This window comes from Mucilaginibacter sp. SG538B, assembly GCF_013376065.1.
Classification (GTDB): domain Bacteria; phylum Bacteroidota; class Bacteroidia; order Sphingobacteriales; family Sphingobacteriaceae; genus Mucilaginibacter; species Mucilaginibacter rubeus.
Genome location: NZ_JABMJI010000003.1, coordinates 465421 through 478036, shown reverse-complemented (window position 1 = coordinate 478036; position 12616 = coordinate 465421). Strand labels below are relative to the sequence as shown.

The following is a 12616-nucleotide window of genomic DNA, read 5'->3' as shown; positions in this document are numbered from 1 at the left end:
TTATATTTTCTCTGTCGAAGCATGATGTTAACTAACCCCTATAGTATGAAAAAACTTTACTTTAAGGTTCTTGCTTATTCGGTTTTCGGGGGCTTCCTTGTTTTCACTTCATGTAAAAAGGAAGGTTTCCTGGGGCAAACACAAACATCAAACCTAACCGGCGAGACAGTGTTTACCGATAGTGCCAATACCGTATCGTTTTTAGCCGGCATTTACAGCAATGTTGGTTTTAGTGCGGCGGCAGGAAGGTTTACCTACGGGCCAATACTTTCGCCTACACCTAACGGCGGTATCGACGCTGCCTCCGACGAAGCGGAAGTATCAGCATCTGCCGGATCAACAGCCCTGGCATTTGAAACGGGCACCATCAATGCCGCCGTGGTTACCGATGATGCGTATAAAACCTGTTATACCAATATCCGCTCGGTAAACCAATTGCTTAAAAATTTGCCTAAGGCACCCATCAATAATTTCGTCAAAACACAAATGAAAGCCGAGGCGCGGTTTTTACGGGCCTGGTATTATGCGATATTACTGAAGCATTACGGCGGTGTGCATTTACTTGGCGACAGTGTTTACACCTATACGGATAAGATCCCCGCTGCCCGCAATACCTATGCCGATTGTGTGAATTATATCCTTGCCGAGTGTGACGCGGCAGCGCAGGACCTGCCGACTGTGCAATCGGGGGTAAATTATGGCCGGGCATCAAAAGGGGCTTGCCTCGCTTTAAAATCGAGGGTGCTGCTTTACGCCGCAAGCCCTTTGTTCAACGGGCAATCTATCGGTGAGGGTAAAACGCTTGAATTGGTGGGGTACCCGGCTTACGATAAAGAGCGCTGGAGACTTGCCGAACAAGCTGCGGCTGCCGTTATCTCAACAGGTGTATATAGTCTCAACGTTGACAATGCCACTGCCCCGGGTTTTGGCTTTCAAAAGTTGTTTACCAAGCGTGTAAATACCGAATATATTTTCCAGTTGATGCGCCCGACCGGCAACGTGGATTTAGAGAATTTATGGCAGCCGCCAACGCGTACAGGTAAAAACGGTGCTTTCCCCCTACAGGGATTGGTTGATGCTTTCCCGATGAGCAACGGTAAAAATATAACAGACCCTACATCAAACTATAATCCCAATAATCCATATGCTAACCGCGATCCGCGTTTGGATTATAGCATCATCCATGACCAAACACCTCTGCAAATCAGGCTTTCGTCGGGTACATCACCCATAAATATTTTTGTTGGTAAATACAACGGAAATACAACAGGGCCTGATGCCGTACATGTTGGCACTACCACCGGATACTACACCAATAAAATGCTCGACCCGGCTGCCGTGGCCAACGATTTTATGCACCGGACAGATCGTTGCCTGCCATTGATCCGCTATGCCGAAATCTTGCTGAACTATGCCGAAGCTGCCAATGAATATGAAGGGCCAACCGCATTAGTTTATTCGGCAGTTGAGGCTATCCGTCAACGGGCGGGCTTAAACCCATACCAGTTGCCCGCGGGTTTGAGCCAGGCTGATATGCGTACAGCCATTCAAAATGAACGCCGTATTGAGCTGGCCTTTGAAGAGCACCGCTTTTGGGATGTGCGCCGCTGGAAAATTGCCGACCAAACTGACAACATTGTTACTAAAGGTATGGAGGTTGACCGGGATGGTGCGGCAGTAGCATACAAACAATTTGATGTGCGCAAACGCAATTTCCGTAAAGCGATGTACCTGTGGCCTTTCCCGCAAAGCGAGGTAGCCAAATCGCCCGAACTGACCCAGAACCCGGGCTATTAATCACCGACAGTATAGTAGTATTGATATGAAATATAATTACAAAGCAAAATGGTTTTACCTGCTGTTGATAGCTGTCTTTATGATGGCAGTATCATCATGTAAAACCGAAAAGATAGTTCCCGGAAGCGAGGCCCCCAAAGATATCGCCGGCAACTGGCGGGTGATCAAAGCTACCCGTAATGGCACCGATTTAACTTCCATTATTGATTTTAGCCAGTTCCGGATCAATTTCACCGATAAGGGATACACACTGGTAAATAAGCTGCCCTTCCTGGTAAGCAAGGATGGTGCTTTTGCACTTGATGATCCGCAGTATCCGTTTAAGATCACCTTTACTGCCACGGGCGATAAGCCGGTTTCAACAGCTTTTACTTATCCTATAGTAAACGGCAAAAGGCAGCTTAGCATAACCTTCAGTCCGGGCTGTACCAATAATACTTATGTGTACGTGCTTGAAAAAGCCAATTGATAAACTAAAGCAACCGATAAATTATGAAATCATATTTACATATAAAAGGTAAAAATTTATGGAAGCTGTGTGCTTTGGTGGTGCTGGGTATTGCTTTAGCCTGCTGTGGTGAGCAAATTACCAGTGTTGATCAGCCGGCCACAGCTGCCGTAGGTTCAGTTGTGCCGATAACGGTACACTGTGATATCCCTACCGTGGGAGATGGGGGCCCCGATTACCTCATTTTTGGTTTTTTGGTACCTAAAGGCTGGAAGGCAGCGCAGAATACCACCATAACTTACACCAGCAAACAAGGTAATGGAACCATGTCCCTGATACCCGACGGTACTTTGCCCAAAAAGGGCGACGGCCTTACCTGGTCGGCATACATGAAAAAAACTTTCGGTAACGGTGGTAACCTTATTGATGATATGGAATGGGTGGCTTACCAAACTGATAAAGCCTACAGCCATACCGGTGGGGTAGAGTTTATTGTCGACCTGAATATCAAAACAAAAGTAGGCGCCGATAATAATAACATGTTGGTTAAACTGGGCTATACCATAACCGATAGCGGCAACGGTTTTACCAGCGATGGCAATGGTACTTATTACAGTGTGCTGCTTGGTAATACCTGTTTTGAAGTAACCGGCGGCAGCGGTGACCTGGTTGACTTTTGTAACCCGCAGCTTACCACAATCGATCCGCCAAAATCATTGGATAACGATTTTGTAACCCTGACTTTTGATGGTACAGTTACCGATACACAGTTAAGCGGCGCAAGTGAAGTTTACCTGTGCGCAAAGGCCTACACCAGCGATGGGAAAACCATAAACGTTTGTGAGCAAACCTCTAAAACATTATTGAAACAAACTACTGCCACCAGTAAAAAGTACCAGCTTACGTTTTGGCCGAGATCATTCTTTAATGCAGGGGATACGCAAACCATCACAAGAATGGAGTACTTCCTTACCGATAAAACAGGCAAGGTAAAGGTAGGCTATGGTAATACTGATGCCCCGTTCACCTATACATTTAAATGCGGTTGATCTGTAGATGAAATAAACAAGCAGATGCACCTAACTATACAGGATCTGCTAAAACGATATTTAAATCTTTTGCCAACAATTTTAAACCTGAAAAATATGGCTTATTGCTACATAAATAAATGTTTAACAGGTATCACGCTGTTGATGCTGCTACTGGTTAAAACCAGCTATGCAGCCATGCAGCAGGATACAACTGCCGTGGCGCCTGTACGGCCCGGTCAGGTAAGCGGTATTGTACTTGATGAGTATGGTAACCCACTGCAGGGTGTTAAAGTAATCAATAAAGGAAAAAATAGTACCCTGACTACCGGTAAAGACGGCATGTTTGCTATCAACGCCATAAAGGGAGATGCCCTGGTATTTACCGCTGCGAATTATAATGCCCGCCAGGTTACTGTTAAAAACACTGCTAACTTAACGGTGAGGCTCATAGATACCTATATTCAGGCATCTAAAACCATTAATGTGCTTTATGATACCATAAGCACATCAAAAAATGTGGGTGCCATATCAACTATCTATACCAATCAACTTACCAGCACCCCTGCAACTTTGTATACCTATGCTTTACCCGGACAACTCCCCGGTTTATATACCCAGCAGTATAGCGGTTTCGCCGCACCTCAAACCGGTGTGCAGACTGTAAATGATTTTATCGGGGCGGTAGTACAGCACAATAATTATTCGGCCAATGATAATACGGAATTCGGCCTTTCATTAAGAGGGCAGGGGCCGATAACGATTATCGATGGTGTTCAGCGTGAGATAGCGTCGCTTGATCCGGAAAGTATCGAATCGGTTTCGGTATTAAAGGATGCGCTTTCAAATATGATGCTGGGCATCAACAGTTCGCGCGGTACTTTACTTATTACTACCAGACGTGGTCAGGTGGGTACGCCGCATATTTCATTCACTGCACAAACAGGCACCCAGCAGCCTTTAGGCTTGCCAAACCCGCTGCCTGCTTATCAATATGCGTATTTATATAATGAAGCGTTACAAAACGATGGTAAGCCGGCCCTTTACAGCAGTGCCGATTTTAACGCCTACCGCAACCACACCGACCCTTTACGGCATCCGGACGTTAACTGGTTTAAAACCATATTGCGCGATAATTCGCCGATGACCAGCTACAAGCTTAATGTTAACGGCGGTACCCAGGTAGCGCGGTACAGTGTTTCATTAAACTACCTTGACCAGGCCGGGATGTTCCGCACCTCATCGGCTGTACCATACAACACCAATAATGATCTTAACCGCTATATCATTAACTCCGATCTCGCAGTTAACGTAACCAAAAAATTCACTGTCGATCTGCAGTTATTCGGCCGTATCCAGCAAAGCACACAGCCAGGGGCAGGGTATGGAAACATATTGGGCGCACTTTACAGCACGCCAAATAATGCGTATCCGCTTTATAATCCAAATAACACATTTGGCGGTACAACAACATATACCAACAACCTGCTTTCGCAAACCGAGTTTTCAGGCTATCAGCGTACCAGCAGCAATGATGTACTGGCCAACCTCGATCTGAATTATGACCTCAGCAGCATAACACCAGGCTTATCGGCAAAGGCAAAAGGCAATCTTGCTTTTTCATCGCAAAGTTTTTTAAATCGCTCATTGCAAAATAATGCCTATTCCTTTAACGCCGACAGTTCTTATTCGGCAGTGGGCTCATCAGTTGCGCAAAGTAATTCGTTCAGTACAGTTTCAAGCGCCCGCTACTCGTTTGCCCAGGCATCAGTTAATTACGACAGGACTTTTGGCAAAAGCAATATAACCGGTATGGCACTGTATGATGTACGCTCGGTTGTATTAAACTATGACCTTTCGCAGGTAACAACAAACCGTGCATTAAAAGCGGGTTATAATTATGACGGTAAATACTTTATTGAAGCGGCTGTCAACAGTAGCGGTTATAACCGTTATCCTCCGGGCAATCAATATGGCTTGTTTTACGCCGGCGGTATTGGCTGGCAAATGGGTAAAGAGGATTTTATTAAAGATAATTTCAGCTGGATAAACTCATGGAAATGGCGCGCCACCTATGGTAAAACCGGAAACAACAACGTAGATAATTACGGTTATTATAACTTTTTGCAAACCTACGGCCCTTCGCAGGGTTATTCATACAGCACGGGTACCAGCAAAAGCCCGGTACAGGGTTATTTTGAAAACACATTGGCCAACCCATACATCCGTTGGGAAAAAGCCCGCAAGCTGGATATAGGGGCCGATATTTCCCTGTTTAATAATCATTTCAATATTACTGCCGATTATTACCACGACAGGTATTATGATCTGTTGCAGGTTAGAGGAAACAGTATTGCTTTGTTAGGTACTTCATATCCTTACGAAAATTTGGGTATTAATCTTTACAAAGGCGCTGAGCTTACTTTAACTTATCAAAATCACATCCAAAATTTCAATTACTTTATTTCGGGTAATGCCTCTATCCAATCGTCAAAAATTATTTTTAGCGACGAAGAGCCATATCCTTACCCATGGCTCAGGCATACCGGTCGCTCAACCAACGCTATTTATGGTTACACGACTATCGGTTATTTCAAGGATGCCCAGGATGCTGCCACCAGTGCAACAACTACCGGTTACACCGCACAGGCAGGAGATGTAAAATACAAAGACCTTAACGGCGATCATATTATCAACCAGTTTGATGTTTCGGCTATAGGCGGTAACCGGCCGCTGGTTTATTATGGCTTTTCGGCGGGTTTCAATTACAAAGGTTTTAGTCTGAGTTTCCTGTTACAGGGCGTAGCGAACCGTGAGCTGATGTTCAATAACTCGCAGGTGAACGGCTTTGCAGGTGTGGGTTTCCTCGGGCTTACTTACAGCGGGCAGGCGTACAACACCATTTTAGGCCGGTGGACACCCGAAACCGCTGCTACGGCTACTGCGCCAAGGTTATCAATAGGTAACGCCAATAATACCGCCAACTCAACCTTGTACCTGCGCAAGGGCAACTATATAAGGCTTAAAAATGCCGAGGTAGGTTACAACCTGCCTTATGAGTGGGCGCATAAGCTTAGGCTATCGGGCTTGAGAATATTTGTGAACGGCGAAAACCTGTATACACTGTATGGCTACAAAGATTTTGATCCGGAGGTATACGGTACTGCTTACCCAATTCAAAGGGTAATAAATGCCGGCGTTAACATTAAGCTTTGATTTTGGCCATCATAAAAATATTACGATCATGAAGAGTTTCAACAAAATAATTTTAGCGGCCACCGGCATCTTAACCATAATGGCCGGCTGTAAAAAATATGAGCAGTTCCCGGTTGATAAGGTGACTATCAATTACGTGTTTGACAAAAAGGACTCCTTAGGTACCAATGCCCAAATGTTCCTGTATGGGATTTATGCAGCGCTCCAAAACGGGCACAACAGGGTAGGGAACGACTACCTTGACGCGGCCAGTGATGATGCCATGTCATCGGCTTCGGTATCATCAAATGTAGTAACCATACTTTCAACAGCATCTTATAATTCATATACCATCCCCGCCGGTGAAAACCTTTGGGCTTATTACTACGCAGGCATCCGCAAGGCAAATGAGTTTGTGAACAATATTGATGTAGTGCCGGTACTTGCACAATACCATGGTTACTCCATGAAATATGTATGGAAAAGCGAGGCACGTTTTTTAAGGGCACTGTATTATTTTGAACTGGTTAAACGTTACGGTGGCGTTCCCTTATTGGGCAACAAGGTGTTTACTATAACGGATAATGTGGCCTTGCCACGTAATTCCTTTGCCGATTGTATCAACTACATTGTAAGCGAATGCGATGCCATTAAGGATACCCTGATGACCGCGCCGCTGAGCAACCCTAATGCCGATTATCACCGCCCTACCAAAGGCGCCGCCATGGCTTTAAAGGCCAAAGTACTGCTATATGCTGCAAGCCCATTATTTAACGGACAGAATATTGATGCCTCAAATCCGCTAACAGGTTACACCGATTTTAGCGCCGACAGGTGGGCACAGGCTGCTGCTGCCGAAAAAGCGGTAATGGACCTGAATGTTTATTCGTTATTGCCCAGCTTTAAAGATGTATTTCTGACTCAAAACAGCTCTGAAAATATATTTATCCGGCAAACAGATAATTCATCCTCGATTGAAACCACTAACGGTCCGGTTGGATTTACCGGGGCAGTAGGCAAGGGGCAAACCAGTCCGACACAGCAATTGGTTGATGCCTTCCCCATGAAAAGCGGTTTGGCTATTACTGATCCGGCATCAGGTTATAACCCTGATAATCCTTACCAGAACCGCGACCCGCGCTTAACCTATACCGTGCTCTATAACGGTGCAAGATGGCTTAACTCAGATCTGCAATTGTATGAAGGAGGGGCCAGCAAACCCAACGGCTCATTACAGCAAACCAAAACAGGCTATTACATTCGCAAGTTCATGGGCAATTTTGAAAACACCAATGCCTACGCTGCTCATGTCATAGACTGGCAGATCCTGCGCTATGCTGATGTGGTTTTAGGCTATGCCGAATCACTCAATGAATCGGCCGGAGCAACTCCCGAGGTTTATAATGCTGTTATCAGCATCAGGAAAAGGGCAGGGATAGATGCGGGCACCGGCAATTACGGACTTAAAGCCGGTATGAGCAAAGCGGAGATGCGCGCCATCATCCAAAATGAGCGGCGCCTGGAAATGGCTTTTGAAGAGAACCGCTACTGGGACATCCGCCGCTGGAAAATTGCTGAAACGGTTATGAACCAGCCACAAAAGGGGATCAGCATTGTGAAGATAGGCTCCAGCCTTACCTATAATGTGGTGAACGCGCTCACTACCAAATTCGAAGCGCCTAAGATGTACCTGTACCCAATACCTTATGACGAGGTTTTGAAGAACCCGAATATGAAACAAAATCCAGGATGGTAATCTCAAACTTCAGCCAGTTAAACCAAAAAAATTAAGCTTTATGAGAAAAATAATACTTCTCTTCCAGATATTAATGATCCTGCTCCCGGCGGTGTCATTTGCGCAAAGCAGGACTGTAACAGGTACTGTACGCGATATTACCGGGGTATTGCCAGGGGTATCGGTAATTGAAAAAGGTGTTCCTAACAACGGTGCTATTACAGATCAGGGTGGTAAGTTCAGGCTTGTTCTTAAAGGGCAGTCAAATACCATCATTGTGCGTTTTATCGGTTATATCCCGCGTGAGCTCCGCGTGTCGGAATCGGGCAGAATGGATATCATACTGCAAACCAATACCAACGGTTTGGATGAAGTAGCCGTAGTAGCTTACGGAACCAAAAAAAGGATCACCAATACCGGTGCTGTAAGTTCCATTTCGGCCAGCGAGATCCGTACCGTGCCAACGGCCAACGTGCAAAATGCTTTAACCGGTAAATTGCCGGGCTTTTTTTCGCAGCAGGGTTCGGGCCAGCCGGGTAAGGATGCTTCAGATTTTTATATCCGCGGGGTAAGTTCGTTAAACCCATCGGGTAACCAGCCGCTGATTATTGTAGATGACATCGAGTACAGCTATGACCAGCTGCAGCAGATCAATGTTAATGAGATAGAAAGCATCTCGATTCTGAAAGACGCGTCAACTACAGCTATCTACGGTATCAAAGGTGCTAACGGCGTATTGGTGGTAACCACCCGCCGCGGCAAGGCCGGCACCCCTAAAGTGAACCTGCGTGTGGAAAGTGGCATCCAGCAGCCTACTAAAACGCCGCAGTTTTTAGATTCATATAATACAGCGGTATTGATTAATGAGGCCCAGCATAATGACGGCATCCCGCTTAGCTTTACCCAGCAGGACCTTGACTTGTTTAAAAATGGATCCGATCCATACGGTCACCCCAATGTTGATTGGTATAACAAGATCTTCAAGAAATATACCTATCAAACCAATGCCAACCTGGATATTTCGGGTGGTACAACCGGGGTGAAATATTTTATCTCCGGAGGTGCCTTAAACCAAAATGGTTTGGTACGTGATTTTGCCGATCCGCAAAGTTTGGTGAATACCAATTACTATTTCAAACGCTATAACTTTCGCTCAAACCTCGATCTGAAAGCCAATAAAACGCTTGATCTGCGACTGGACATTACCACCCGTTTTTCGGATCTGAACCAGCCTTATAACCAGAACGCCGTAAGCGAGGTATATAATTTTACCAAGGAAACGCCTTTTACGGCGCCATATCTTAATCCTAACGGAAGTTATTCATACGCCTATTCATCATTTAATCCCGATCACCTGCCAACGCTTAACGCCAGGCTGGCAACAGGAGGCTATCAACACTCCCGCCGTACCGATTTTAATGTACTTTTTGGTGCTACGCAAAGGCTTGATGCTTTAACCAATGGCCTTTCGGTAACAGGCAGGGTTGCTTATTCAAGTATTGAACAATTTACCAAGCAAATTTTTAACGGCGGTATCCCTGCCTATCATTATGATCCGGCTACTAATCAATATTCCTTAAGGCCGGGTGCTACTTATGTGTATCAAACTTATGCTTTAACGGGCAGCACCGATATCAATACCAATAATTACAACCTGCAGCTTTATGCCAACTACGACAGGACATTCCGTGGTTCGCACCATTTTTCGGGATTGTTGTTGTTCAATCAAACTTCGCAAACGTATTTCACCTATCCGCTGCTTGATGGCGCGCAGGTTGGTGTGCCGCAAAAGTTCCGCGGTATATCGGGCAAGGTGGGATATGACTTTAAACAGAAATTTCTGTTCGACTTTAACGTAGCCTATAACGGCACCGACCGCTTTGCCGCTAATCATCGCTTTGGGATTTTTCCGGCTGTGAGCTTTGGTTATAACATCGCTAAAGAGTCGTTCTTTGAAAAGGCTCTCCCTATGTTCAGTCTTTTGAAAATAAGGGGCAGTTATGGTTTGGTTGGTTCGGATGCAGCGCCGGGTAACCGTTATGTATATAACCAGGTTTACAATCAGGGCGGTGGTTACAATTTTGGCGAAACAGCTCAAAACTACAATACTATATATGAAGGCTCATTGGGCAATCCGAACGTAGTTTGGGAACGTGCCAAAAAGATCGACATAGGCCTGGATGCCAACTTGTTTAATGATAAAATATCCATCACGGCCGATTATTTCCACGATATCCGTTACAATCAGCTGATTACACCGGGGAGTATACCGGAGATTTTGGGTGTTGGTTTGCCTGCCGTAAACATCGGTAAAACCCGTAACCAGGGCCTTGACGGGCAGATCAGCTATCATAGCACGCTTGGCAAATTACAGTACAACGTTGGTTTCGTGTTCTCGTATGCTAAAAATAAGATCCTATATGAAGATGAGGCTACCCCGGCATATCCATGGCTGGCGCAAACCGGTCATTCAATCGGGCAGCAATATGGTTATCACTTTTTAGGATACTATACCGCTGCCGATATTGCCGCCATCAATTCGGGAAGCAAATCGGTACCCGTGCCAGATAACGGTATCCCACTGCAGCCCGGCGATCTGAAATACCAGGACTTGAACGGTGACGGCATTATTAACGTTTTTGACAAAAGGCCGATAGGCAATCCAAACCTGCCAAATACCATACTCGGTCTTTCATTGCAGGCAGTTTACAAAGGTTTTAGTGTAAGTGTGCTTTTGCAGGGATCGTTCAATTACAGTTTCGCGGTGATTGGTACAGGTATCGAACCATTTCAAAGCCAGTTTCAACCCATACACCAGGAACGCTGGACACCCGAAAACCTGGTCAATGCCGCCTTCCCAAGGTTAACTACCAATCCAACTTCGGTAAACAGCCCTACGGCTTATTTTTCTGATTACTGGTTATTAAACGCGCATTACGTGCGGTTAAAAACGGTTGATATCGGTTATCAATTGCCAACCAAGCTGTTACCATTTAAGATTAACAACGCCCGCATTTATATGAGCGCATATAACCTGCTCACTTTTGATAACTACAAAAAATATCAGCAGGACCCGGAAATTGCTACCAATACCGCGGGCGATGCGTACATTAACCAGCGGGTGATTAACCTGGGCATCCAGGCAGGTTTTTAAAAACCAATAGATAAACCATAAGGGGCCGGCGTTGCGGTGCCGGCTTCCTTTTTTGATTTGGCAGATAAACTTTAAATTAGGATATGTTTCCAACCATCGGCGATCTGATATATCATCTCTTCCATATCCGGATTGGATTTCCTATCCAAACGCTTGGCTTTTTTATTGCACTCGCCTTTTTATTTGCCTACATAGTGTTTACTTCAGAATTTAAAAGATATGAAGCCATTGGAAAGATCAGTGCATTTAAGCGGAAGGTAATCATCGGAAAACCAGCTTCAGCAACTGAAATGATCATTAATTTTTTGCCCGGTTTTTTATTTGGCTTTAAACTTTTTGGAGCCGTTTTTAATTACCAGGTTTTTGCTGCAAACCCGCGGGCATATATTCTTTCATTGCAGGGAAATTTAACAGCAGGCGTACTCATTGGCGGTGCATTTGCCTTTTGGATTTACCGCGAACGAAAGAAATTTGCATTGCCTAAACCGCAAACAACCGAATATACTGTACACCCTTATCAATTAATGGGGCTGATTGTTTTTAGTGTTGGATTTTTCGGTTTCATTGGCGCCAAGCTTTTTGATATCGTTGAGCATTTTGGCAGGTTGAGACATGATCCGCTGGGTACTATATTTTCGGCCAATGGGTTTGCTTATTACGGCGGCCTGATCTTTGGCGCATTGACTTATTTGTATATCGGCCACCGGCATAACATGAAACTGGTGCACCTTGCCGATATCGGTTCGCCGGGTATGATGCTGGCGTATGGCATTGGTCGTATTGGTTGCCAGCTGGCGGGTGATGGTGATTGGGGTAAGGTTAACGCACATCTAAAACCCGGTTTTTTAAGCTGGCTGCCCGATTGGATGTGGGCGTTCAATTATCCGCATAATGCTATCAATGCCGGTACACTGCTGCCCGGTTGCCTGGGTAACTATTGCAATCAACTGGCTAACCCGGTATACCCCACGCCGTTTTATGAGGCTGCTCTTTGCACTGGTATGTTTTTGCTGATGTGGGTTTTTCGTAAACGGATAGTTACACCCGGTTTTATGTTTTTCCTTTACCTTGTGCTCAACGGTACCGAACGTTTTTTGATAGAGCAGATCCGGATAAACCCGGTTTATCATTTTTTAGGTTTACCATTTACCCAGGCCGGCTTCATTGGCTTTTTAATGCTGATGGGAGGGTTAACAGGCTTTATTGTGCTGTTTGCTAAACACAAAAGCCATCATCATAAACATTTACCTGTATAAATA

General features: G+C 45.2%; 7 protein-coding genes. All 7 read left to right on the top strand.

Annotated features, from left to right (window positions below):
- Positions 1–45 precede the first annotated feature (45 nt).
- Positions 46–1797 (top strand): RagB/SusD family nutrient uptake outer membrane protein, encoded by a 1752-nt coding sequence (locus FHW88_RS18010; RefSeq protein ID WP_176627390.1) that lies wholly within the window; start codon positions 46–48, stop codon positions 1795–1797.
- 25 nt (positions 1798–1822) lie between these two features.
- Positions 1823–2266 carry a DUF5004 domain-containing protein gene (locus FHW88_RS18005; RefSeq protein WP_176627389.1) on the top strand — a complete coding sequence of 148 codons (444 nt, stop codon included), beginning with the start codon at positions 1823–1825 and terminating at the stop codon, positions 2264–2266.
- 23 nt (positions 2267–2289) lie between these two features.
- Entirely contained in the window at positions 2290–3294 is a 1005-nt protein-coding gene (locus FHW88_RS18000; protein ID WP_176627388.1) for a DUF4961 domain-containing protein, read from the top strand.
- Positions 3295–3390: 96 nt separating this feature from the next.
- Positions 3391–6489, top strand: coding sequence for a SusC/RagA family TonB-linked outer membrane protein (locus FHW88_RS17995; protein WP_176627387.1), 3099 nt, complete (start codon positions 3391–3393; stop codon positions 6487–6489).
- A gap of 28 nt (positions 6490–6517) precedes the next feature.
- Positions 6518–8224, top strand: coding sequence for a RagB/SusD family nutrient uptake outer membrane protein (locus tag FHW88_RS17990; protein ID WP_176627386.1), 1707 nt, complete (start codon positions 6518–6520; stop codon positions 8222–8224).
- A 40-nt stretch (positions 8225–8264) separates the two neighbouring features.
- Positions 8265–11357: a SusC/RagA family TonB-linked outer membrane protein gene (locus FHW88_RS17985; RefSeq protein WP_176627385.1), complete on the top strand. Its 3093-nt coding sequence runs from the start codon at positions 8265–8267 to the stop codon at positions 11355–11357.
- A gap of 83 nt (positions 11358–11440) precedes the next feature.
- A complete protein-coding gene (locus FHW88_RS17980) occupies positions 11441–12613 on the top strand; it encodes a prolipoprotein diacylglyceryl transferase (protein ID WP_176627384.1) in 1173 nt (390 codons plus the stop codon).
- Positions 12614–12616: the final 3 nt, after the last annotated feature.